Below are 25250 nucleotides of genomic sequence, written 5' to 3'. Positions count from 1 at the left end.
TATGTTGTGTAAATGAACCACAGGGTCATTTACCCCAACGTTTACGTTCAAGTGAAGGCAAAATCTGAAGCTCTTCCCTGTATTTCGCAACGGTTCTGCGGGAGATAACGATACCTTCCTTCGCCAGTAATGCCGTGAGTTGACTGTCCGAATAAGGGCGTTCCGCACGTTCAGAACGAATCAGCTCTTTCAGTCTGAGCTTCACCGCCGGCGCCGAGGCCATCTCTCCGTTCGTTGTTTCAAGACCTGAGGCAAAAAAAGCCTTAAGTTCAAATACACCATGCGGTGTCTGAACATATTTGCCAGTGACCGTACGGCTCACCGTCGACTCATGCATGCCGATGGCCTGGGCAATAACCGCCAGATTGAGCGGCTTCAAACCAGCAGGTCCTTCACGTAGAAAAGCTTCCTGTTCAGTCATGGTCGCAGCCAGAACACGCATCAACGTTCGTCGACGCATGCGTACGCTGCGAATAATCGCTCTTGCCTCAGCTGCCCGACCTGACCAGACCTCGTCAGCATCAATTTCCCTGATCCAGCGGCAACAAGCTTCGTTCAGGGATACACGCGGCACACCCGCCGAGTTTAACCGTAGTGAAACTTCATTGTTCCTTATTTGCACAACAGCATCGGGTACGATGTAATGTGGACGTTCCGTACACCCCATGGATCGGCACGGTTTCGGGTCCAAACGGGAAATATAATCGTACGCTGCCTGAGCCTGCTGTGAAGTAAGCCCCAGTCTTGTTCCCGCCCTGCCCGGATGGAAACGAACCAGTTCCTCCAAACCTTCCTCCACCATATGCTCCGCATGCTCGTTACCCAATGGATCACGCCTAATCTGAAGCAACAAGCATTCACGCAGATTGCGTGCGCCTACACCTGCAGGGTCTAACGACTGAAGGATCTCCAGAGCTGCTTCAGCCTCCGGCATGGGTACCTCCCTTGCCGACATAACCTCAGTCAGATCCATCGTCAGATAGCCATCCTCATTGACACAGCCAGCCAAAAATATAGCTGTTTTCTCCAAAGAAGGTGGGAGACTCTGCAACCGAAGCTGGGATATTAACAGATGTTCAAGGGTAGGTTCGGCCCCTTTTACCTGTAACAGCGGATCATGAGAAGAGAAACTCCCCACATGTAATCGTCGGGAAAGACGGGTGCGCAGGGCAGAGGGCTCTTCTAGCTCAAGCACCGGGTTTTCTTCTGCTGCCTCCTGCAAATAACGAGCCAATTCCTGACCCGACAAGGTCAGCAGATGAATGGATTGCTTCATCTCCGGCGTAATCGATAATCGAATACGCGCCTCCTGCACCAACTGAAATCCTAACATCCGTCTCCCCCTTAAGCGATGCTCAAGCAACTCCAGTAAAACTGACGAACAAAGACTATTTTCAGGAAATGATAGCATAAAAACCAAGCGATTGTTAGCGGGCCCCAACCCCATTTTTCAACTTAATATTTCTCCGATACCAATTTCGCTTGGGTGAACAGCAGCAAGTAGTCTCTTCCACCTGCCTTGGAATCGGTCCCCGACATGTTAAATCCGCCAAATGGATGTGTACCCACCAGTGCACCTGTGCATTTACGGTTAAAGTACAGGTTACCCGCAAAAAATTCCCGTCTGGCTTGTTCCAGATGTTCTCGATTGCGCGAGATTACCGCACCCGTCAGGCCATAATCGGTATTATTGGCAATATCCAGTGCATCCCCGAAGGACTCCGCCTTGATAAAAGCCAGTACCGGTCCAAAAATCTCTTCCTGTGAAATCCGTGCCTGTGGATCCACATCGGCAATAATCGTCGGTTCAATGAAGTATCCTTCTTCGTTCCCTGTACCCCCACCGAGTACAAGGCGACCCTCACTCTTGCCGATTTCAATATATTCCGTGATCTTGGCATACGCCTTGTCATCGACAACTGGACCAACCTGGCTTCCAACTTCAAGCGGACTGCCCATGCTCAGCTGCTTGGTTCGTTCAATCACTTTTTGCAATACCTCGTCATATACATCTTTATGAATAATGGCACGGGAACACGCGGAACACTTCTGTCCGGAGAAACCAAACGCCGAAGCCGTAATCGATTCCGCAGCCAGTTCCAGATCACTGTCGCTATCCACAACGATCGAATCCTTGCCGCCCATTTCAGCAATAACCCGTTTAATCCATTTCTGGCCCGGTGCGGTGCGTGCTGCACGTTCATTAATTCGCAGACCAACATCTCTGGAGCCGGTGAAGCTAATAAAACGCGTGAGCGCATGGTCCACCAGATAATCGCCAACCTCATTGCCTGGTCCTGGCAAATAGTTCACTACACCATCCGGAACACCCACTTCTGCAAGCAGCTCCATGAATTTGGCGGCAATCACCGCTGTTGTGCTGGCTGGTTTTAATACAACGGTGTTGCCCGATACCAATGCTGCCGAGGTCATGCCGGCCATAATCGCGAGTGGGAAGTTCCATGGTGGAATGACAACCCCCACACCAAGCGGAATATAACTCAATTCATTATCTTCGCCTGCAATTCGTGTGAGCGGTTGCGGCTCACTCAGACGCTGCATCTCACGGGCATAAAACTCCATAAAATCAATCGCTTCGGCTGTGTCTGCATCCGCCTCCGGCCATGTTTTGCCTGCTTCATATACCATCCAGGCGGAAAATTCATGCTTGCGCCGCCGCATGAGCGCTGCCGCTTTGTACAAATAACGGGCACGTTCATTCGGGTCCGTATGCTTCCAGGTGTGAAATGTTTCCGCAGCAGTCTGGATTGCCTGCTCGGCAAGTTCCTGATCCGCCTGATAGACCGTTCCGACAACCTGATTTTTGGATGCAGGGTTTACTGAAGATAACGTGCGGGCGCTCGTTATTTTTAGTCCGCCGATAATAATAGCGTATTCCTGGCCAAGTTCAGCCTCCACCTTGCGAAGCGCGTTCTCGAAAGCTTCCCGGTTGGCCGGGACTGCAAAGGATGTGAATGGTTCGTTAACAAAAGGGATATTCATGAATGATTCCTCCTTCAGATGTGGGGGTTCGCTGGCTGTTTGCCTAAGTTGTGCCATGCATTTTACTCATCACCCAATATATGTAGCAAGATCCGTGCCAACTCCGGTTGAAGAATGAATATTTTTTGCAAAAAAATATTTTTTTTCAAAGCACCGCCCGTTTTTTTCTGCGCAGATCAACCTTGGCATGATTATTGCTTGATAACTTTGTTATAAAGAAACATGATCCATAAGGAGGAACCCCGATGAGTATCGGAACGGAAATGTACCGTAAAACGCTGCTAACCGTCGCAGGTAATAAAGCTGTGGAGAATCTCTCCATCAAATACGGCAAAAAGCTGGCTGGCAAGTTTATCGCAGGCAATACACTGGAAGAGGCTCTCGAAGAGATTCGGGTACTCAACAACAAGGGCATTATGGCTACACTGGATCATCTGGGTGAGGGTATTACTCATTTAAAAGAAGCCGCGTTGTACCGGGATGAGTATGTACGTCTGGTGGAAGGCATCGCCCGGCAGGGTGCAGACTCCAATGTCTCCCTAAAACCAACTCAAATGGGACTCGCGCTGGACCCTGAAGAGGGATATCGAAATATACGTGCGGTTGCCACTCAAGCCAAACTGAATAATCTGTTTGTGCGGATTGATATGGAGGACAGCCCGTTCACCCAAGCGACTTTGGATATTGTGCGCCGTTTACATTCGGAAGGACTGGATAATACAGGTACTGTGCTGCAAGCCTACTTACATCGTACTGTAGAAGATACACGTGATATGATTCGGGAAGGAATCCGGCTGCGTCTGGTCAAAGGGGCTTACAAGGAACCTGCATCCGTAGCTTATCAGAACACTTCCGAAGTGATTGATCAATTCAAAACGATGATTCGCAATCATCTTGATCAAGGCGTATACACTGCGGTTGCTTCACATGATGACCACATTATCTCCTGGACCAAGCAATACGCGAAGGATCGGGGAATTTCCCCGGATGCGTTTGAGTTTCAAATGTTGTACGGTTTGCGCATGAACGAACAGGAACGTTTGGCGAGGGAAGGATATCGTATTCGTTGTTATGTTCCCTACGGAACCATGTGGTACCCATATTACACCCGTCGTCTGGCCGAGAAACCAGCAAATCTCTGGATGGTGCTGAAAAACATGTTCAGATAATTCTCCAGCTGGGTCAACATATATAAAATACAACGATAAGAACAAAAACCATGCTGCCACCTTCTTTGAGGGCACATGGTTTTTATATTTGTAAAGCACCCCGGAGCATCCCACTTTTTCCTCTACTCGGCTCAGCTCTTAATGTCTAAAAAATGAGCATCCCCAATTTAAAATGTCTATTTTTATGGACACATCTTTTGCTGTTCACAAGTGAACTTCATTCATTCAGAACCTAATGGCTCGGAACGGCCACATAGAACATTCTGGCTCTGCCCGGTATTATGGAGTGAGATAAAAGAGTACAGTCTCATTATAAATGTCAGTTTTAATGACTCGCATCTAACCTAAATTCCTGATTCGTCTTATTGAATTAACAATTATTCCTAGACTATAGAAATGAAAGCGCATTATAAAATTGGATGACCCATTCTCCTCTCTTCCATCCCGATAACATGTATGCTTCATGTCAAAAAATATATACACACTTCATTTGGAAAGCTATAATATGGGTAACCATCATTATTCCAATCATTTCATTTGCAGACCACTTGTATGTGGCTCATGTAACTGACTTGGTTTCCGAAAGTTATGCTCTAGCTGAGGTGATACCGATGAAACATTTACTTCCAGATTTGATGTCCTTATTACGTACAGATATGAGTATCCTGGATTCGGGACTCTGCATGCCCGTCATCCCTTCAACAACAGGGCTGGCAGACGCCATCCCCCTATTTAATACCAGTCCTTATCTGTTAATTCAGGATGATGGACCCTCGTTGGGCTATATCGCTGTATCCGATGTTCTGCAAGAAATGATGCATGCTCATCGACTTATGGAAGCTTATTTCGAGACAACACTGGAGACGGCAGGCTCAGCTCTAACATTGATTAACGAAGAAGCAAAGGTGACCTACTGGACATCGGGTGCGGAGCATGTTTTTTCAATTAACAAAAAAGATATCATCGGGAAACCGGCAGCGGATTTCTTTCCCCCTGATCGCCTTCAATCGCTCAAAACGTTATATACAGGGGAAACCGTGTACCGAAAGCAGCACCAGCCAAGACCCGATCTGTTCGCCCTGATTAATGCACGTCCGGTGCAGCTCGATGGACGCATTGTAGGTGCAGTTGCCGCCGAAGTGGATATAACAACCGAAATTCGTCTTCATCAAGAGTTATTACATATGACATCCAAAGTTCAGCATCTGGAGAAAGCCGTTGCCCGTCTACGTCCGGATTCCGATCCGTTCGCCAGAATCAAAGGCAGTAGCCCTGTAATTAACCAGTGTCTGGAAACTATTCGCAAGATCAGTACCACCTCAGCTACCGTGCTCATTCTTGGAGAGAGCGGAACGGGGAAAGAACTATTTGCCAAAGCCATCCATGACCTGCGTGAACCACAGACAGCGCCGTTTATCGCCATTAACTGCGGAGCTATTCCTGGTTCATTATTTGAGAGTGAGTTATTTGGCTACGAGAAGGGGGCATTTTCAGGGGCTGATCCAAAGGGGAAAAAGGGGAAAATCGAACTCGCCGAAGGCGGCACGCTCTTTTTGGATGAAATAGGCGAAATGCCGCTGGAACTTCAAGTGAAGTTACTGCGTGTATTGCAGGAGAAAAGTTACTTTCCTGTTGGAGGAACACGCATGAAACAGGCAAATTGCCGCATTATCGCCGCAACCAATCAGAATCTGCTGGGCATGATTGCCCGCAATCAGTTCCGGGAGGATCTCTACTATCGATTGAATGTCATTAATCTCGTGATCCCTCCCCTGCGTATGCGCAAGGAAGACATTTACGAGCTGACACAGACCTTCCTGCAAGAGTTCTCCTTGCTCTATAATCGGCATATTGAACTCGTTCCTCCCGAGGTGTTCAAGCTGCTATTTCACTATGACTGGCCAGGCAACGTACGAGAATTAAGAAATGTGATTGAGCGAATCACCATTCTCACCACGGATGGCGAGGTTAAGCCTGAATATCTCCCTGACACCTTCATTTCACCCATGGAGCAGGAACCAGCCATATTGCAGGAGACGGTACAGCTGCATTCACAGCCTGGGCCGGAATCGAGCTTGTCTCCTTTCTCCAGAAGTACGGACACATTTGCTCCATCCGATAAAAGCGTAATAGACGAATCTACGGATTCTTCCAACCTATCCTATCAACAGAGGTTGGACATCTACGAGTCGGAACTCCTGCTGCAATATCTGAAAGCCGCCGGAGGCAACAAAAGAACGCTTGCCCGGCAGCTTGGCATCTCCAGAGCCACGCTCTATAACCGCATGAAGAGGCTCGGTCTATGACCAGCCTCTTCTTTCTTGTCGTTATAATGAATGATCCAGCGTATTGTTAAGCCTCGATGAATGATTCTTTCTATTCCCTATAGCACTCTCGCCAGTCGGATCAATGCGGCTCGCAGATGCCGATAGAATGTGGCCCGACTCATCGAGCATGCCTCTGCTGCGGCAGTTGGATTGCCATCATGTGTCCAATAGGCCGCGTATAACAGCATCTGATCTTGCTGGGAGATCCCATGAATTCGGCCCTCCAGCAAATCCAGGATATGCTTCTGTAGATGAATTCCATCCGTCATACCCTTCACTCGCGCTGCGTACTCATGCAATTCTCCGGGAGAATGCAGATGAGTCAGCATTTTGCGCACATCCTGTTCGGACCAGGGTATCCGACTCTCGCCAGATGTCCTCTGTTGTAACCGGCCGCTCTTCATATCCAGACCCAGAAGGGACATCACCCAGTCACCGAATTGTCCACTGCGCAAATCCAGATCCAGTACACTTGCCTGATCTGCATACACGTCACATAAACGTGTACGTGCTTTTCTGCTCCGAAAACCAATACTCTGCAAAAACAGCTTTAGATGCGGATTAGTCGCGACCAGTATCACCCTGGCCCCTTCTCCGAGCAGTGACAACCGATCCAGTGACATATAACCCACAAGTTCCTCACGTTTGTAGCCCGGTATATCATCCCTCGCCGCAGCGAGCACCGCAAAGTGAGTATCCGTCTGATTCGGATCGCAATCCAGCTCTTCCGGTGTGAAACATTCCTGCATTTCGGCCGGAAAATAGTTCGACAGCATCCCGCTGCTCTCGCGGTGCACGAGCACCGTAATGAACATCGCGATCGGCTCGCCATCCTGGTCACGCATCAATACAATCCCCTCAGGATAACGGTGTGCAAGCTCATCCAAAAAAGCAGGATAAGATGGCGCCTGCCAGGGCTCCACACTATACTCACACCACTGTCGGAGCAATTTGTGCAACGCAGGCAAGTCCTCCGCTCGCATCACTTCCATTGGAGAGAACAGTGAATCAGCCGAGACATCAGCGTACTTTCGGTGCTGGAGCATCGATTCCTGACACAAAATGAGCATTTTTCGGGTGATCTGGCGTCTCTCATGTGGACCCGCCTGTTCATGGAGCGGCTTGAGCAACTCCGCAATTCGTACACGCATGGCTTGCAGACGCTGTGGTTCACGTTGACGAAAATCTCGAAGCAGATGTAATCTGGCCATATCATGCAGCGCCAGACCATTAGGGCCGGAACGAATGAACGACATACGCCTCAGGACGTTGTATTCTTCAAGCGTCACCTCTGTTTGCAGCACGGATGCCAGCAATTCCTGGTTCGCTGTTTCCAGCAGAGTTAATACCTCAACCATCGGATGCAGGCGGGGAAGCGTCAATTCAAGCAGCAATCTGGCGCTAATCATTTGTGACAATTCAGTCCAATCGGAAAGGGGAAAATTCCTGCGCTGATCTGCTGCCTCCACGGCAAGTGCCAATCCCAGCGGATGCCCATCCGTCATACGTGCAATCGTACCAGCCATGCTCTTGTTTAATGACCCTGCCCCTGCAATATATTCTGATACTTCTTCACACGTAAAATGTTTAAGAGGCATCTGCACAAGGCGCTGCTGCAACCTAGGATGTGTCCGCCACGCTGAAGCTGGCTCCGGTCGTGAGGCCAGTATGATCAGCACACCGTATAGCGGGAGCTTGGATACGAAAACTTCCATAAACCAGCTCTCCAGTAAAGCCAGCTCTTCATAATTATCCACAGCAAGGACCAGTCGCCTCTGTACTGAAGTCTCACTCAGCAGGCTTAATGGCCGAGGGTTACCGTCACTACCCATGGTCTCCAGGTCCAGTGTAGAGGACAAATATTCCAAAAAGACCGACGGTGTCGAGCCACAGGATCTGCCATCCATCCATATGGCAGTCGCTCCCTTGTTTCGAGCAACGGATAACATCTCGGACAGTAAAGAGGATTTACCAATCCCCCCCATGCCCGTAACTGAAAAAAAGGTTAAAGGTGCTTCCGGATTGTTGAACCAACGGTCCAACATCATCAGTTCCTTAGCTCGACCTACGAAACGTTTTCCATGACCATGATATCTGTCGTATTGAACCTCACTACTGTTTCCCATCAGTGTCCTCCGTACTAGATACTCGTACTTTCCATAACCTTGATTTTCTCACAAAGTTGAGACTATATTGAGACGCACAGATACATATGAAGTGATAAAATTTAGTGAAAAGCCAAATTATAGAAAAATTACACAAAACAGCGGTAAACAAACATTTAACCGGTTTACATAGACCTTTCCCACACCGCTGAATCATCATAATCGATTATTCCGCCGATCGGGCAAACCAATCCATTGGGCATTTTGCGTGATGCAAATTGCTGAAGTCCATGAGCACCAATCCATTTCCAACTTCATGCTCCATGCTTCCCTTTCATAACTAATACAGCCCGATATTTAAGGAAAGGCGGATTTGTGTGAGAAAAAATCTCGACATCTGTAATTTAAGCGGACAATTAGGAATCACCCGTGAACAACTTGATGAGTGGTTGTGTCAAAGCGGTGTTTCATTCAAAAAGCTGGATACAGGAACTCTTCCGGAGCGAAGTTCCTCGCCATATCGCTTGGCCGCTCCTACCTCGTTATCCCTTGCACCTTCCTCCGGCCATCCCAGACTGTTTCGCGGCCGCCGGCCTGATTCTGGCACTCCCGTATTACCAAGAGCATTACGACTCTCTCGTCGCATCAGTAAAAATTGCTAGACTGTGCACATCTTTCAATGATGCACAGTCTGGACTTTCTTCCAGCCTGGTCTATTAAGTTGGAAAATCCTGTTCCTCCTCGATCATAGCATGAGCAAGCAGTGCCATCTCCAGGCAGATTCTTCTCTCCTGATCCATAAAGTCAGGTCCCATTAATTCTTCTAATTTCTCCAATCTATTGTACAAGGTTTGTCGATGTATGAACAATTGAGCAGCCGCATCCCGCTTGGAACCGAAGTTTTGTAGAAAGGCATCCAATGTTTCCACCAACCTTAGATGGTGTGTCTGATCATATTCAATCAGAACGCCCAGATGGTCATTCACAAAAGGCTGAAGGAACGATTGGGGTAATGCTTTTAACATTTGATATATACCCATGTGTTCGTAAAAATGAATATGTTCCAGCCGATCTATGGATCGCGAAACCTCGATGACCTGATATGCTTCCTGCAGACTGTCCGGCATGCCTGTTAAACGGTTGCGCACCTTGCCAAATCCGGCATGAATCACTACCTGCTTCAGGTTGCGACTCGCAAATCGCTTCACATCACCAACAATGCTTTCCAACGATTTTACCAGTTGTTTTCGTGTGAATGTCTTGCTCTCCTCCTTGGCACAGCATACATATACCTGATTATTTTTCAGCATGATGAGGCTGGACAGATTGTTCTTTTTGAGCAAGGAACGCAGCAGCACCAGAATATCCTGATGGTTGGTTTCCATACGCTCACGGCCGATCCCTTTCAGACGGTGCTCCATCTCAATAACCCCGCCTGCAAACCAATACTGTCCCTTCGCCAGCAGACGGAGTCCCATTCGGGTCTGGGCCTGCTCCTCATGCAAAATGTTACCGTTCATCAGATCCTGGAGCAGCTCATTCTGGTTGCGTACCATCTTCTCCTCCAGAAACTGGGAGCGCAAAGTCAGTGCCGCAGCTGCTTTCGCTGTATAATCGAGCAACAGCTTGAGATACTCGACCGGTGCTGAAGGATGTACAACCATGCCGACTGCCGAAAAAACCTGACCAAAACATACGACCGGGTGACACAGTAACACCTGCTCCTCATCCAAATGGAACCATAACTCGGTGTCTGAATCATTAAGATCCAGATGCTCAACCTCCTGCTCGTACCATGTGTAGATCGCTTGCTGCGACTCCGAAGGCAGCTCCGGCACAAAACTGCCCGGTTCCATGGACGAGATATACACCACCGGCTTGGCCGCGTATTCATGCAGAAGGTTAAGCACAGCCGACATGTCTGTACTCTGTAATGTTCGCTGCTGAAGCTGACGAGAATAGGTTTCCAGGCTCTTCAGCAGCTGGTGTTGATGATTAATAAGCAAAGCATGAATATCTTGCGTAATCTCAACGAACCGGACCGGTTGCTCAAACACGATAAGCGGGAATTGATGCCTGTCAGCCAGTTCAATCAATTCTTCGGGGATGCCATGAATGCTCGTGCCAAACTCCACGCATAGCCCGGCCGCTTCGCTCCGAATTAACTGGAGCAGATATTCTTCACGCCCTTCTTCCGATTGAAGCCATAGTCCTGTGGATAAAATAAGATCATGAGGACTTACAAATGGAGAGACATTCGTGATCTCCAACACATGGACCCATCCGACCTGACGGGATGTTCCCTCTTTCCCCGCAGCAAGCCGGGCTTTGGCAAAGACGGGGCGAGCCAGAATATCCTTTATCGTAAACACTCGGTCATTTCTCAATATCGATCCCTCATAATGTCATTTTTTCTTACATTATAAGCTATGGATAAATGTCCTGAATAGTCTTTTCTCGACATTATGTTGATTCAATTCTTCAAAACTTAGACATTAGGTAAGGTGCAAATCTGTTATCCAGGTCATAAACTTGTAGTATAAGCTAACAACCATTAAATGGACGAGGTGCATGGCGATGAGAATCGGAATTCCGAAAGAAATTAAAAACAATGAAAACCGTATAGCACTGACCCCGGCTGGAGCTGCTGATTTTGTCAGAGCCGGACATCAGGTCATGATTGAACGAGGCGCGGGACTCGGCAGTGGATTCACGGACAGCGAGTATCAATCGGCCGGAGCGGAGCTTCGGGATACAGCTGCATCCGTATGGTCAGAGGCAGATATGATCATCAAGGTCAAAGAACCCCTTGCCAGCGAATACACCTATTTTCGTCCTGGCTTGATTCTCTTCACTTACCTGCACCTCGCAGCGGAGCCTGCATTGGCGAAGGCACTGATTGAAAGCCGGGTAACCGCCATTGCGTATGAAACACTGGAGGTCAATGGTACGCTGCCTCTGCTCACCCCGATGAGTGAAGTTGCCGGACGTATGTCGGCGCAAATTGGAGCGCAGCTGCTGGAGAAGACGGAAGGCGGCAAAGGCATTCTGTTATCCGGTGTACCCGGCGTTAGCCGTGGCAAGGTCGTGGTTATTGGTGGCGGCACGGTGGGTACGAATGCCGCCAAAATTGCGATTGGTCTGGGTGCCGATGTGACCATCCTCGATTTGAATCTGAATCGTCTGCGCCAGCTGGATGATATTTTTGGCAATCAGATTCATACGCTCGTATCGAGTCCATCCAATATTGCGGCAGCTGTAGCTGCTGCCGATCTGCTGATCTGTGCGGTGCTGATTCCGGGCGCCAAAGCGCCAACCCTTGTCAGCGAGCAGATGGTTACCACCATGGCACCCGGTTCGGTCATTGTGGATGTGGCGATTGATCAGGGCGGAATTGTGGAGACCATTGATCATATCACGACCCACGATGAACCGACCTACGTGAAGCATGGTGTGGTGCATTACGCGGTAGCCAACATGCCAGGCGCGGTGCCGCGCACGTCTACGGTGGCGCTGACCAACGCCACCATGCCTTACGCGATGCAGCTGGCGAACCATGGTGCAGCCGCCGCGATTCGCGGCAGTTCGTCCATTCGCAGCGCAGTAAACGTGCTGAATGGACATATCACGTATGAGGCGGTTGCCCGGGATCTCGGGCACGCCTACGTTCCCGCAGGACAGGCGCTGGAGAATACCGCCGCGGTCCAATGATCTTTGGATGACCGTTCCACCCGGCGCCTTGTTGCCGAGCCTGTGGAACGAAACAGAAGCGCCAGTCGGGCAGATCCTGTCCAGGCTGGCGCTTCTTGTTTTTTCCCCGAAAAGGGAAGATATCTGAGTAGGCTTCGGGTGGCTCGCTATACTGCACGTTCACTGCAGACCTCGCGGAAGTTACAGTCCCGACAGGCGCGGCGCGAAGGCATCGGCGTGAAATAGGAGACGTCCTTGGGACGGTTGTAATACTCATCATCCACACAGGAGCGCATCTCCGCAATATACCGCCCCACGCTCTCCTCTACCTTCAGGATATCCTCTTCCGTCGCTGTAAACTCTCGGTTTGTCCCGGTTAACAGGTACTCCACCCGCAGCTCAATCTGCTCCAGCGGTACCCGGTAATGCTCCCTCACATAGGATGCGTACAGCATCAACTGATCCGAGAAGTCATCCTCCTTGCCCGTCTTCCAGTCCACAATGACGATATTGCCGTTGCTGCGACGATATAACAAGTCCATCTTCACATACACGCGTGTATCGTGCAGCATCATGGTATCCCATTTCTCAATCTCCAAAATATCCGTACTCGCACGGGACAGATCCTCCCACGTGAGCGTCTGATACAGATTGCTGACACAGGCCGAAGCTCGCTCTTTGATCGTGGCAATTCGGTCATTCAATGTGTCGTCTCCATAATACATCTCGGACAACATCACCCGGTTCTTGGGGTCCAGCCGCCACTGATCCTGATCCATTGATTCCACATAAGCCTGATTCAGCAGCTTGCGCATCGTCTGTTCCAGAAAGTGTTCACGAGGTTTGTCTTTGCCTTCCTCCCTGCTGCGTACCGCCGATTCACACATCCGGTGCGCGAGGTCACCGAATACAAGGTATAGATTACTGAGCTGCTTCAACCGATACAGACGTACCTGCATCTCATCCGCCGACTCTGCCTTCCAGCCGTTATGGGCTCCGTAATAATGATAATAATATTTGCGCAGGCACTCATCGAACATACTCGCCCGCGACTGCGAATAAGACCACTGCGGGTATTGTGCCATAAGATATTCTGCCTTTCTGTATGCCGGATTTCTGCATGTTTCTAACATCCCTTAATGCTCACAGTATATAGGAAATGGCAAAAACGCCGCAAGCACCCTTCCGTTATTTTCTTCTAACCGCAACCGTTTCCGATTCAATGCGTAACGTTTATATAGTAACATCACCAAAAGATGAAATGACAGCGCAGAACGCATACTATACTAAATAGAGTACAGGATTTTGCAATTAGACAGATGAATTGTACAGGCATATCCTAAAAGGAGGCACCACCCATGAATCGACCGGATTGGTTCCAGGCGGAAGAAGCATTACAACAAATCCAAGTCATCGGAAGCGACCGGAATGAGCTCGTGAACATCATAGGCCATGTAGAAGGATTGAATTGCATTGGCACAGGAACGGATGCGGCGGTATTTACGTATGACGGATTGCCGCAGTATGCCTTCAAGATGTACTCAGATCATGCCCTGGACAAACTGGAAAATGAAAAACAGGTTTATGAACAGCTCAAAGGCCTGCCCTATTTTCCCACCTATTACGGTAGCGGCCGGAATATTCTTGTGATCAGTTTTGAAGCGGGAGATACCTTGCTTGAATGTTTGGAAAAGGGCATCCCGGTGCCCGAGCAGGTCATGCTCGATGTAGACGAAGCGCGTGAGGCCGTACGCAGCCGCGGCCTGAACCCGCGGGACATTCACCTGAAAAATGTAATTCTCCAGAATGGACGCGGGAAAGTCATCGACGTATCGGAGTATATTCAGGACGGCAATGATAATCGCTGGGAGCATCTCGTCTGGGCCTATCACAACATTTATCCACGGATCAAAGGTACGCCCATATCCCCACGCATGCTGCAAACGATCAAATGGGGATATAACCAACTGGATCAGGCTAATGTCAAGATGGACGACCTCTCCAAAAAGGCTAACCGACTATTCTCCAAATTCATGAAATAAGTATCTTCCTAAACAGATCAAGTGTAGTTCTTATATTTATAAAATAAATCCGGATCACTGCCAGAAATGCGCGAGTATCCGGATTTTTGTATGTTCGATGTTGACGATGTTGACGCTAGGACTCTTATTTCAACCGCCCCTGGGAGGGTGTCATCCCTTTATATTGTTTATACAGCTTTGTAAAATAGTTGGCGTTCTCGCAGCCAACCTGAGCAGCGATCTCGGTAACGGTCATACTGCTCTCCTGCAGCAGCTGTTCGGCTTTTGTCATTCGACACCCGTTCACATATTCCACGAAGGTGCGTCCGGTCAACTTTTTAAACATTTTGCAAAAATGATACGTGTTCAGCCCCACCTGGCCCGCTGCCTCGGTAACAGACATTTTTCCTGTCGGCTCCGCTTCAATCTGCTCAATCAAATGTTTGAATCGTTCTCGATTGGGAAAATAGGATTGGGCTGTTTTATCAGAAAGTTGATGTGGCATAAACGTTCGTGCAAGCAGGGTGAACAAGGCATGCAGCTTGGACTTCACAACCAGTTGGTAGGCTGGCGGCTGTGAGGCCATCTCCTCAATAGCTTCATCCAACAGGGAATAATAGCCCTGACAGACTATGTTCTGCTCCGCCGGTTTTACCGGGAACCTTACCTTTCCCTCCAGAAATGGCGCAACATATTTCAAGTGAACGGGATCATGGGTAAAATCATGAAATAATGCACTGTTGAGCACGACTGAATCATAGTTGATATCCCCTTCTTCCAGTGCATACCCGACATGCAGTGCCCCTCCAGGAATGATAATGACCTCACCTGCTTGAGCGACGTAGGGCCTGCTGTCAATATGAAACAGTGCACTGCCCTTTCGCATAAAAATCAGCTCAAAGTGTTCATGCCAGTGCAAATACAGAATGCATTCTTCCGTTTTCATCCCCCGACAACGATTCTGGAACAGCTGAAATGGATGAGATTTATGGTCAATGCGGGTGTTTTCGTGAAGCGCTTTCAGATCCAGCACGCTGTCTCCCCCTTTCCCCACAAGATCAGACTAATATTGCACAAGATTGTATAGAGCCATCCGGCAGACGCCCGGCTATAATGAGTGTGTCACGAAGTACTATAAGCCAATATTGGAGTGAAATACAACCATGAATAATCCGTTACGCATAGGCACCCTCGTAGGTGGCCACGACGCAGTCCGCGTCATTCCACAGATCATGAAACATGGCTTCGAATCCTTCAATCTGACCTTCTGGCAAACGACGGGTGATTTGGACCTGGCCGAAACAGCCAAACGTGTCCGTGAAATCGTGGACGAACAGGGAATTATCATCTCTGCAGTAAGTGTATTTGGCAATCCGCTCACCGGAACCGGGGATAATGCCGATACACTCGCCAGCTGGGAACGGGTTATTGATCACGCCCAGCTCTTCGGGGCGGATATTGTCTCCGGGTTCACCGGACGACTTACCGATCAGCCGATTGACCAATCAATTCCACGGTTCAAGGAAGTGTTTGGAGAACTGGCACGCCGGGCAGCGGACCGGGGTGTGCGCATTGCTTTTGAAAACTGTGATATGGGTGGTACATGGCAGACGGGCGATTGGAACATTGCACATAACCCAACGGCTTGGGAGATGATGTTCGATGCGGTACCCGCTGAAAACATTGGACTGGAATGGGAGCCATGCCATCAAATGTCCAGCCTGATTGATCCGATTCCACAGCTGCGCAAGTGGGCGCCTAAAGTGTTCCATGTGCACGGGAAAGATGCCACGATTGCCTGGGATATAGTCAAAGAATATGGCGTTCACGGCCCGCGTGAATTTGTCTGGCACCGTACGCCCGGCTTCGGGGATACCAGCTGGTCTGATATCATTACGATCTTGCGTCAAAACGGGTATCAGGGAACGATCGACATTGAAGGCTGGCATGATCCTGTCTACAAAGACGAACTCGAAATGACCGGACAGGTACACGCACTAAGGTATTTAAAACAATGCCGCGGTGGAGATTTTGTTCCCAATCCGGTATAGAAACGGGAATAACATTGAGTTATATGATATCCATTGCAAGAACAAAGAAAATGAAAAGCATAAGGAGATGATAGGATGAGTCATCCTTATCGGGTAGTTGTGGCAGGCTGTGGGGCCATGTCTAACACCTGGGTCGATTACGCCATGCAAAGACCGGACACGGAAATTGTAGGGCTTGTCGATCTGTATGAACAAACTGCCGCTGCACTGGCTGCACGGCACGGCCTCTCCTGTCCTACGTTTACGGATATCAGCGAGGCCATTCAAACGACTAATGCCAATATCGTATTTGATGTCACTATTCCAGCGAGCCATCATGGCATTGCCATGACGGCGTTACAACAAGGATGCCACGTATTTGGTGAAAAGCCACTGGCGGAATCCTTCGCTGATTGTGAAGATATTGTTCAGACTGCACGCCGTACCGGTAATATTCAGGCTGTGATGCAAAATCGCCGTTTTGATCCGCGCATTCGCGCTTATCGGCAGTTTATCTCGGAAGGAACCATTGGTCAGGTCGGTTATGCAGGAGCAGACTTCTTCCTTGGACCCCATTTCGGTGGCTTCCGCGATCTAATGGATAGTCCACTGCTGCTGGATATGGCGATACATACCTTCGACCAAGCACGATATATTCTCGGTGCGAATCCGGTCTCGGTCTACTGCCACGAATTCAATCCTCCAGGCTCCTGGTATAAAGGTAATGCGATGGCGTTGTGCATTTTTGAAATGTCCGATGGCTCCGTATTTGACTATCGCGGGTCCTGGTGCACAGAAGGTGTGCCTACTTCATGGGAAGCATCCTGGCGCGTAACCGGAGAAAAAGGAACCGCGATCTGGGATGGGCATGATGACATTTATGCTGAAGTTGTCTCGGCGCAGCATCTGGATGCGGAAGGCAAACCGTCCTTTTTCCAACCGTGCGAACGGATCGAAGGGCAACAGCCTGTCATGGAGAAAACAGGACATCACGGGTGTCTCGAAGACATGTTCGCAGCTCTGGAATCCGGGCAACTGCCTGAAACTGATTGCAGTGACAACCAGTTCAGCATGGCCATGGTCCTTGCATCCCTCGAAAGTGCCCGCACAGGTCAAAAGGTGTTCATTAAGGATCTGCTTAAGACTGTATAACGAAGCACCTCTATATTTCATATTAAACAAAGCCCAAACTGCAAAAATTCAACAGTTTGGGCTTTGTTGTTGTTTTTTACCTACTTCCCTTTCCTATACTAGGTGCAAAAAATTAGTTTCTGACAAAACGCGAAGTAATGCAGGGGACGAAATCGATTCTGAAGAAACGAAGTGTTCGCCTTTATCACCGGATTTCGACTTTCCAAAAGGCGATCAGGAAATCCGGGGATAACAGCGATCGAAAGAACGATTCGTAACCGGAACGGTTGCTTTGCAGGCAGTTATTTTTTTGAAATTAAATCATTTTATAGAATTCCTTTTTTCATTGCTTTGTACACAAGCTGCGAGAATAGACTGTTCGACCAGGCAAACCACGGCCTTGTGAACGTGTTCGGATCATCCGAATGAAAGCCTTCATGCATGTACCCGGTACCTGCATCCGTGTTCTCCAGCAGCTCAATCATCTCCAGCATTTCCTTATCGTTGTCTGCCGTCAAACCCTGCATGGACAACGCCATATGCCAGATGTACCCGGGCGGAGTATGAGGGCTACCGATGCCTTTGGCGACTTGTCCTTCATAATAAAATGGATTTTCCTTGCTCAAAATAAAACGGCGTGTATTCTGGTACACGATATCCTCGGTGGAAGCATACTCGAAATACGGAATCGACATAAGCCCCGGCGTGCCTGCATCATCCATGAGGCAAAAGTTGCCGTAACCATCCGTCTCATAGGCATAAATCTGCCCATACTCGGGGTGACGGTACGTACCGTATAAGGAAATACCATGTCGTATTTCTTCTTCCAGATGAGCCATCTCGCTGACCAGCTTCTCATCTCGAAATACCCACCTCGCAATCTCCCCCATCTGGCGTAGAGTCACCGCTGCGAACATATTCGCCGGGATATTATAATGAAAATCACATGCATCATCGCTGGGACGGAAGCCGGACCAGATCATCCCGGTATAGTTTACAGGCATCCCCGATCCTTCGTTGCGGAGTGTATCATGGGCTGGACAATTCCGGCGCATGAATCGATATGAGGACTGCCCACCATGACGCTGCTCCGTTTTCCACAGATGTAACACACTCTCCATCACCCTCTTGAAACGCTCGTCAAATATATCCGTCAATTCCGTCTCACGCCAATACGCATAGGCGAGCCGCATAGAGAAACAAAGTGAATCCAGCTCAAACTTGCGTTCCCACACCCAAGGCGACATCTCTGTCTCATCATTTGCATCCCAATGCCATCCATTAGCCGTTTCATTGAACGCATTGGCATAGATATCGAGGTCCGCATAGAACGTATGCCGTTTGATCAGCCCCCCAATAATCCGTTGCAGCTGTTCGTCTTCCTTCGCGAGCGGAACGTAGTGCATCACCTGCTCCACTGAATCACGCAGCCACATGGCCGGGATATCCCCTGTAATTACAAAGGTTGTTCCATCATCCAATAGCTTTGTCGTCGTTTCCAGCGTGTTGGGAAAACAGTTACGGAACTGCGCCAGCAATCTGGGTCTATGTTGCAGCCGTTCCTCGGCCTCGGTAAGAATGTTCTGAACAGCTTGCGGCAATTCCAGATGCGGCATGGGTATTTTCGGTAATCTGAACTGTTCCATGGATGTCGTCTCCTTTGAGATGAAGTTTTCTCATTTGTTTGCATAGTTTCATTCAACGGTTTTTATCATATTGTTATTTTCGTTATGATAATTTATAATAACATTATTATTTGTAAGTGTACTGTGCCGGAAGATTATCGTCAATTCATAACGGATGGTTCATTGAAAAAAATAAATTCGATCATATCTTGTATATATAAATTGAACTAAAGAATATTTACACCTGCCACTCCGATGACAGAACAACCTTCCGATCGCTGTTATCCCCAGATTTTTTTTTTGGATTCCCTTTTTCAAAGGGAAAAATCCGGGGATAAAGGCGAACGCTCCGCTTCTTCAGGTTATTTCTGTCCTCTCCGTTATCGTGTAAATGTTTTGTTCAATTTATATAGATTGAAATGGCTCGTTAGATTTATGCAAATTGTTTACATATGAAGGAGTAATGAAATGTCACGTAAAGTATCCATCCAGTCGCTGGCTGACCAGCTTGGATTATCCAAATACGCTGTCTCCCGCGCACTCAGCGGCAAAACAGGCGTAAGTGAAGCGACTCGTGCCCGTGTGCTGGAATTAGCCCGTGCCTTGGGATATCGCCAGAGCACCCCAGGCAGTAGTGCTGTGCCCACTGGAAATGAAGATCAATCTGAGCCGCCGTTTGCCCTTATCTGCATGAATCAGCTCAACCGGGGCGAACCCCACTACTGGCAGCGCGTACTCTCCGGCATGATCTCTGCCTGCAATGAAAGAGGATGGCATCATGCCATCGTCTCCCCCTCTCTGGGAGTCGCTGATGAACACACACCTCCTGAACGGGCAATCGCTCCTCACTTGGACTGGGAAAGGTGTGCCGGGGTCATCGTCATGGGTGCTTTCCCCCATGCTGTCCTGCAACGACTGGCTCAGACAGGTCGTCCAATTGTACTCGTGGATCATCAGGAGCCACTGTTGAACTGTGATACCATCAGCCATGATAACCTGGAAGCAGGCATTACTGTAGCGAGATATCTAATGTCGATGCAGTGCCGCCGCATCGGTCTGATTACAGATGACGGCCGGGCTGCCAGCTTCGCACAGCGGAAGATCGGCATTGAACTGGCCTTGAACCATTTTCATGCAGACAGCAGTCGTATGACTACCTTCAGAGAATGGAATATTCCTTATGAGAACGGCGAATGGATCAATCAATTGGCTGCTACAATTAAAAACATGCCCGCCGACGAACGCCCCGATGCCTGGATTGGTGTCAATGATGATATTGCCTTGCAGTGGATGAATAAGTTGCAGGAAATGGGTTTCTCCACGCCCGGGGATTGCCTTGTTATCGGTATCGACAATGTGCATGCCGCTGCTACCTCGTCCCCTCCCCTGACCACAGTTAATCTCTGCAAAGAGGAACTCGGACACCGCGCGATCGAGGCTTTGCAGCGCCGGATTGAACGTCCTGGTACACCAAAGGAAACGGTCATGTTATCGACTACTTTGATTCCACGGGAATCCGCGTAACTCATAACGTGCAACCTCCTTGGCCTCAGTGCAACTTAACTTTATTGAATACCAAAAAGGCCCCGCATGTTATTATGCGAGGCCTTTCATCTCTATCTAGTTATTCATCCAAGCTTATTCCGTTCCGTTCATGTTATTCATCACTGTTATTTTTGCCAAGGAAGGCTTGTGTACGACGGAAGATCTACTTCCCAATTCACATCTCGATACTCTCGATTAACTACGGTTCTTTTTAAGGTGAATTTCGTACCGTTTTCTTTGTAAAAACCACGGATGATCAATTTCAGTTTATCAGCAACGTATTCACCGTTATTGTTAGGCTCGTCTGGATAACCAACCACTTCAACAGGATATTCCGTCCCCTGTGAATCTACCGCTATCCAGCGATCACCCACGAAAGCATTTCGGAACGTCCCTGTTCCATTAAGAACAAGGGAATATCCTTTATTCACACTACTCTTCTGAAAGTTAGATGATTCCGGAACAGGCTTATAATCAAAATCATCAAATAGGATCTTATCGCCAAGCTGCTCAAATTTTACAAAGGTATGAAATGCAATGTCCGTACGCCTCTTATCCAATTCAACTTCCACTGATTTCTCTTCTTTCACCAGGAGGGTATAACCATCCAGGACAAAGCGAATGTTCTTAGCATCAACCGTAACAAAAGAAGGATCCCATGTCTCCGACAACTTCAACGGCCCTCCGTCTCTCATGCCACTCTGATCATGAAGCCGAAACTTGGCTTCACGGGCATCTGGTCTAAACCCATTGAAAATTCGATATTCATTGGTTTCAGGGATCTCAAGATGGTAAATAATGCTCAAATAGTTCGCCCAGTTCTCATCAGCTTTGGCTTGAAGCTCATCATTCAGACTGATGTTCATGTCAAGGCGGGTCCCGTTTGGCGTACGTACGAGCTGTGTCATATCCAGTTTCAAACCCTCAGGAGTGGTGTAGGTATTGTTCATAGGAGCCTCAACAGCCAGTGATTTGGCCTTGGTCATATCGATGCTGAACTGAAAACTCCAATCCACCGTTACATCACTATCCTCATATGGCTCTTTCACAAAATTATAGAAATCTCCTACTCTTATATGTCCCAATTCTCCACGCACGATCACCTTATCAGGGATATCTTGCTGCAGTTGAAATACAAATTTGTTAAGAGAGGCACTGCTTATTCTGGTATCCCTCGCAATGGTCGCAACCTCTCTCCCCTTTTCATCAGTAACATAAATTTTCCCCAATTCGGGATATAACACGGTTATTCCTGTACCATCAGGTGCTGTTTGCTGCATGTTTATTACAATCTGAGAACGATCTACCAGCACATCTTCAATCTTGAGCTTGTAGCCCTGATCATCAATATTAATATTCGGATTAACCACAAGTCCATGAGGTTTAAGACGTTTATAATCATCCGCCAAACTGGAATATCTCAGCGCCTCTGGAACAGGTATGTTAGGTAAAGGCGGGTTATTTACGGCATTTACCGTTGGTTGCGTCGATTTAACTGTGTGATCAAAAGCAAACCATGCCCCTCCCGCAAGGATCACAACTGCCGCCGCTGCAATCCCAGTACGGCGCATCCAATGGGATTTGGAGGCTTTTTTCGTAAACGGATTGCAGTCTTCTGCGCTCAACATAGACACGCCATCAAGCTTCCGCATCACCTCAAGTGTAAATTCCGCATCTGGTTCTTCACGGAACAAATGCTGTTCCCACATCCGATCCTCATCATTTGGAATAGGCTTCATACGTCGATAAACCTCCTTTGCGCTCCATTTGTTTCTTCAACGTTTTCTTCCCCCGGTAAAGTGCATTCCGCACTTGGGCGGGACTCATGTCCGTAATATCTGCAATCTCTTCGTAGCTTAACTCATTCGTATATTTAAGCAGCAGCACAAGCCGATACGATTCCGGCAGTTGCTCCATCTGGCGATAGATTTCACGCTGCATCTCCTTATGCAGTAAATGTTTCTCTGGCGTTTCACCATTGGTCTGCTCCAAGCCCATATGAACGGCAGTCATCACAGGTTTCTGTTGCCGCATAAAATCCCGCATCCGATTAACAACGATGGTGTACACCCAGGACGAGAAACTGCTTCCTTCCCTTCGTGTAGGAAGATAGCGGTAAATCCGGAGAAACGTATCCTGAGCGAGATCCTGTGCATCCTGATGACTCGCACCCATTCCGCGTAAAATGCCGAATACTTTATTTTTATATCGATCCACGAGCACAGCAAACAGCTGTTTGTCCCCCGCAATAATACGCTGAATGAGCTCCTCCTCTGGTATCTGTTGAGTCATGTAATCCCCCTTCTCTACAGCTTCCATGCATGGTTCTGTACTATATAGACGGAAGCACTTCCCGAAACCTCTCACTTTATCCAAAAAAAAGAATTCGCGCCACCAGGTGAAAACCGGATGAGCGAACTCTGCAACCATTCTTGGTTCTTTGTGACTGCTGCAATGACTGTAATTCCAAACTCTTCCCTTGCTTCTTTCTTCAGTCGTCCCTGCTTTTCTCCGATACAAAATCACTAAGCTGTGAATAGATCGCTACGATTTCGTCCATCGACATGCGGACCAATCCACTGGATGACGGGGCTACAAACTCATGAATTTCCTTGACGACCGGGTCGTCCTGAAATCCCCATTCCGCTTTGGCACGCTGACTATACTGAGTGTATACTCCTTTCCCCACGAAACAAGCGATGTCCGGTCGGTATTCCTCCAGCTTTTGCCGTAAAATCTGCCGTCCCTCTGCATATTCTTCCTTTGTAATATCCTCCATGCCTCTTGTCGGCCGGGCCACAATATTCGTAAAACCATATCCCAGCTTCAGCAGCTCTCCATCCTCTTTGGCATCATATAAACGAGGAGTCAATCCGGACCGTTCAAGAATACGCCAGAAACGGTTTCCTTTGTAAGCATAATGATGACCCGTCTCTCCAGACGTGATGCTGGGATTAAAACCGATAAATAAGATCGATAAACCATAATCCAGATGATCTGGAATCATAAAGAAAAGCCCCCTTATCTTTTTTAGTCATTTACATCTTTCATCTGTGTATAAAATGATATAATGGTTGAAGTATTTTCGAATCGGACTGAAATTTTCATGAAAAAGGAAGCTGAACTGATGATTGCAGACATCATGCTTGAAGTCGTCCTGCCCGTCTTTCTCCTGATTGCCGTCGGGTCCTGGATGCAAAAGGTGTTCAAGCTGGACTTGTACACCCTCGCCAAAATCAATTTCTATTGTATTACCCCCGCAGCCGTATTTATGAGCATGTATCACTCCGATATGTCGGGTGAGCTGCTCGGAACCGTCACACTCTTTTACGCGATATATGTATTTATTCTCTATATTGTGGGGTCTGTGTTCGCACGCTCGCTTCGCATGAACAAAGGCATGAAAGCCGCCTTTAACAACAGTATCATGCTGGACAATGCAGGCAATTATGGTCTGCCCATCAACTCCCTAGTGTTCCGTGGCGATCCACTGGCATCGTCCATCCAGGCATTGGTCATGTCTTTACAGGCATTGCTGACCTTTACCTATGGTGTGTTGTCCATTCAGGGTGCGAAGCTCAAAGGCAATTACCGTGCGGTGATCATCGGATTTCTAAAAATGCCCGTTCCTTATGCGTTGTTGCTCGGCATTTTGTTTCATATGGGAAATATCCCACTGCCAACCTTCCTGTCCATGCCGCTGACCTATGCGCAGCAAAGTATGGTGGCTGTAGCTCTATTAACACTCGGAGCGCAAATTGTAAAATATCCGATCCGCCTGTATCGTCTTGATGTGTATATTAGCACATTTTTGCGTTTGCTGATTGGCCCAGCCATTGGGATTTCCATCGTGCTGCTGCTCGGTTTGCAAGGCATCGCCGCTCAGGCGCTCATTATTGCATCCGGTATGCCTACCGGAGTCAATGCGTCCATTCTCGCGGAGGAATATGATAACGAGCCAGACTTTGCTGCCCAGACAGTTCTGATCTCGACGCTGCTTAACATCATTACGATTACTGCTCTGATTTCATTTGCGAAGACGTTCTGACCTTATAGTTTTATAAAATGACTAGTTCACTCTCCCGCAAGGAGCTGTGAACTTTTTTTGTTAAGCGGTTGATGACAGCTCAACTTAAAAAAGTCCAAACGCGCCCATACTCCGGGTGCGCTTGGACCTCTTTTGTTACCTGCATATTCCATCTGATCAAATCCTTTGTACGACTTGTCAGTCTAAAGAGAACTAAGATTCAAACGTCGTCCGTTCAGGGAACTTGCCACCTTCTCTGAACAAACATCGAACCAGTCGCTGCGCGGCCCGATTGAAATAAAAACTCGGACTGACACCCTCCACATGAACAGGCTCCAGTTCCTTTACACTTTCCTTGATCTTATTCATCTCAATGAGTCCCATCTTCCGCTCATTCGGTCCGAATCGATAAATAACCTTTTCATCGTCCTCCGCCTGTTTCACCAGCAGAATGATTGACGCCATACAGGTTACCCCCTATCGTTACGTGGTGAGATTCCAATGATTACTTACTTACTATTCATTATTACCCAGAACGGATTGGAAACATATAGGGCTTTAGTTATTTATATTAACG

General features: G+C 48.3%; 20 protein-coding genes. 8 read left to right on the top strand and 12 right to left on the bottom strand.

Features of this window, described 5'->3' with window-relative positions; translation table 11 throughout:
• Positions 1-25: 25 nt before the first annotated feature.
• Together rpoN and pruA are read right to left on the bottom strand one after the other, a co-directional pair.
• On the bottom strand, positions 26-1333 hold the full coding sequence (gene rpoN, locus P5G61_RS03560) for an RNA polymerase factor sigma-54 (protein ID WP_301244559.1): 1308 nt from the start codon (positions 1331-1333) through the stop codon (positions 26-28).
• Positions 1334-1455: 122 nt separating this feature from the next.
• Positions 1456-3003 carry an L-glutamate gamma-semialdehyde dehydrogenase gene (pruA, locus tag P5G61_RS03555; protein ID WP_301244557.1) on the bottom strand — a complete coding sequence of 516 codons (1548 nt, stop codon included), beginning with the start codon at positions 3001-3003 and terminating at the stop codon, positions 1456-1458.
• 245 nt (positions 3004-3248) lie between these two features.
• Here pruA and P5G61_RS03550 point away from each other — a divergent pair, with 245 nt between their 5' ends.
• Both P5G61_RS03550 and P5G61_RS03545 read left to right on the top strand, forming a co-directional pair.
• Complete coding sequence (locus P5G61_RS03550; RefSeq protein WP_301244555.1) at positions 3249-4172, top strand: proline dehydrogenase family protein; 924 nt, start codon at positions 3249-3251, stop codon at positions 4170-4172.
• Positions 4173-4783: 611 nt separating this feature from the next.
• Positions 4784-6478 carry a sigma-54 interaction domain-containing protein gene (locus P5G61_RS03545; RefSeq protein WP_301244553.1) on the top strand — a complete coding sequence of 565 codons (1695 nt, stop codon included), beginning with the start codon at positions 4784-4786 and terminating at the stop codon, positions 6476-6478.
• A 77-nt stretch (positions 6479-6555) separates the two neighbouring features.
• Here the strand turns inward: P5G61_RS03545 and P5G61_RS03540 are convergent, their stop codons facing one another.
• The 3 genes from P5G61_RS03540 to P5G61_RS03530 form a co-directional block, all read right to left on the bottom strand.
• On the bottom strand, positions 6556-8625 hold the full coding sequence (locus tag P5G61_RS03540; protein WP_301244551.1) for an nSTAND1 domain-containing NTPase: 2070 nt from the start codon (positions 8623-8625) through the stop codon (positions 6556-6558).
• A 433-nt stretch (positions 8626-9058) separates the two neighbouring features.
• Positions 9059-9211, bottom strand: a complete 153-nt coding sequence (locus tag P5G61_RS03535) for a hypothetical protein (protein WP_293016766.1) — start codon at positions 9209-9211, stop codon at positions 9059-9061.
• A gap of 109 nt (positions 9212-9320) precedes the next feature.
• Complete coding sequence (locus P5G61_RS03530) at positions 9321-10991, bottom strand: PucR family transcriptional regulator (protein ID WP_301244549.1); 1671 nt, start codon at positions 10989-10991, stop codon at positions 9321-9323.
• Between the two features lie 190 nt (positions 10992-11181).
• Between P5G61_RS03530 and ald the strand changes: the two genes are divergently transcribed.
• Positions 11182-12315 carry an alanine dehydrogenase gene (gene ald / locus P5G61_RS03525; RefSeq protein ID WP_301244547.1) on the top strand — a complete coding sequence of 378 codons (1134 nt, stop codon included), beginning with the start codon at positions 11182-11184 and terminating at the stop codon, positions 12313-12315.
• Between the two features lie 146 nt (positions 12316-12461).
• Here the strand turns inward: ald and P5G61_RS03520 are convergent, their stop codons facing one another.
• Positions 12462-13379 carry a PD-(D/E)XK nuclease family protein gene (locus P5G61_RS03520; protein WP_301244546.1) on the bottom strand — a complete coding sequence of 306 codons (918 nt, stop codon included), beginning with the start codon at positions 13377-13379 and terminating at the stop codon, positions 12462-12464.
• A 273-nt stretch (positions 13380-13652) separates the two neighbouring features.
• Here P5G61_RS03520 and P5G61_RS03515 point away from each other — a divergent pair, with 273 nt between their 5' ends.
• A complete protein-coding gene (locus tag P5G61_RS03515; protein ID WP_024632500.1) occupies positions 13653-14336 on the top strand; it encodes a serine/threonine protein kinase in 684 nt (227 codons plus the stop codon).
• A gap of 124 nt (positions 14337-14460) precedes the next feature.
• Here P5G61_RS03515 and P5G61_RS03510 read toward each other — a convergent pair whose 3' ends face one another.
• Positions 14461-15348 (bottom strand): helix-turn-helix transcriptional regulator, encoded by an 888-nt coding sequence (locus tag P5G61_RS03510; protein WP_301244541.1) that lies wholly within the window; start codon positions 15346-15348, stop codon positions 14461-14463.
• Positions 15349-15478: 130 nt separating this feature from the next.
• Between P5G61_RS03510 and P5G61_RS03505 the strand changes: the two genes are divergently transcribed.
• Complete coding sequence (locus tag P5G61_RS03505) at positions 15479-16366, top strand: sugar phosphate isomerase/epimerase family protein (RefSeq protein WP_301244539.1); 888 nt, start codon at positions 15479-15481, stop codon at positions 16364-16366.
• A 75-nt stretch (positions 16367-16441) separates the two neighbouring features.
• Positions 16442-17497 (top strand): Gfo/Idh/MocA family protein, encoded by a 1056-nt coding sequence (locus P5G61_RS03500; RefSeq protein WP_301244537.1) that lies wholly within the window; start codon positions 16442-16444, stop codon positions 17495-17497.
• A 305-nt stretch (positions 17498-17802) separates the two neighbouring features.
• Here the strand turns inward: P5G61_RS03500 and P5G61_RS03495 are convergent, their stop codons facing one another.
• Positions 17803-19122 carry a glycoside hydrolase family 125 protein gene (locus tag P5G61_RS03495; protein WP_301244535.1) on the bottom strand — a complete coding sequence of 440 codons (1320 nt, stop codon included), beginning with the start codon at positions 19120-19122 and terminating at the stop codon, positions 17803-17805.
• Positions 19123-19569: 447 nt separating this feature from the next.
• On the opposite strand from P5G61_RS03495, the gene P5G61_RS03490 reads away from it, so the two are divergent.
• Entirely contained in the window at positions 19570-20625 is a 1056-nt protein-coding gene (locus P5G61_RS03490) for a LacI family DNA-binding transcriptional regulator (protein WP_301244533.1), read from the top strand.
• 146 nt (positions 20626-20771) lie between these two features.
• On the opposite strand, the gene P5G61_RS03485 is transcribed toward P5G61_RS03490, so the two are convergent.
• The 3 genes from P5G61_RS03485 to P5G61_RS03475 form a co-directional block, all read right to left on the bottom strand.
• Complete coding sequence (locus tag P5G61_RS03485; RefSeq protein ID WP_301244531.1) at positions 20772-22385, bottom strand: hypothetical protein; 1614 nt, start codon at positions 22383-22385, stop codon at positions 20772-20774.
• Positions 22366-22938: an RNA polymerase sigma factor gene (locus P5G61_RS03480; protein ID WP_301244529.1), complete on the bottom strand. Its 573-nt coding sequence runs from the start codon at positions 22936-22938 to the stop codon at positions 22366-22368. Before P5G61_RS03480 ends, P5G61_RS03485 begins: the two co-directional genes overlap by 20 nt.
• Before the next feature lie 199 nt (positions 22939-23137).
• The gene (locus tag P5G61_RS03475; protein WP_301244527.1) at positions 23138-23653 is read right to left on the bottom strand and encodes a mismatch-specific DNA-glycosylase; all 516 of its coding nucleotides are present in this window, start codon (positions 23651-23653) and stop codon (positions 23138-23140) included.
• A gap of 120 nt (positions 23654-23773) precedes the next feature.
• Here P5G61_RS03475 and P5G61_RS03470 point away from each other — a divergent pair, with 120 nt between their 5' ends.
• Positions 23774-24694 carry an AEC family transporter gene (locus P5G61_RS03470; RefSeq protein ID WP_301245216.1) on the top strand — a complete coding sequence of 307 codons (921 nt, stop codon included), beginning with the start codon at positions 23774-23776 and terminating at the stop codon, positions 24692-24694.
• A gap of 192 nt (positions 24695-24886) precedes the next feature.
• On the opposite strand, the gene P5G61_RS03465 is transcribed toward P5G61_RS03470, so the two are convergent.
• Positions 24887-25138: an RNA-binding protein gene (locus tag P5G61_RS03465; protein WP_301244525.1), complete on the bottom strand. Its 252-nt coding sequence runs from the start codon at positions 25136-25138 to the stop codon at positions 24887-24889.
• Between the last annotated feature and the right edge of the window lie 112 nt (positions 25139-25250).

This window comes from Paenibacillus vandeheii, assembly GCF_030433635.1.
GTDB lineage: Bacteria > Bacillota > Bacilli > Paenibacillales > Paenibacillaceae > Paenibacillus > Paenibacillus vandeheii.
The sequence above is the reverse complement of the archived record's forward strand: the minus strand, read 5'-3'. Positions and strand labels throughout refer to the sequence as shown.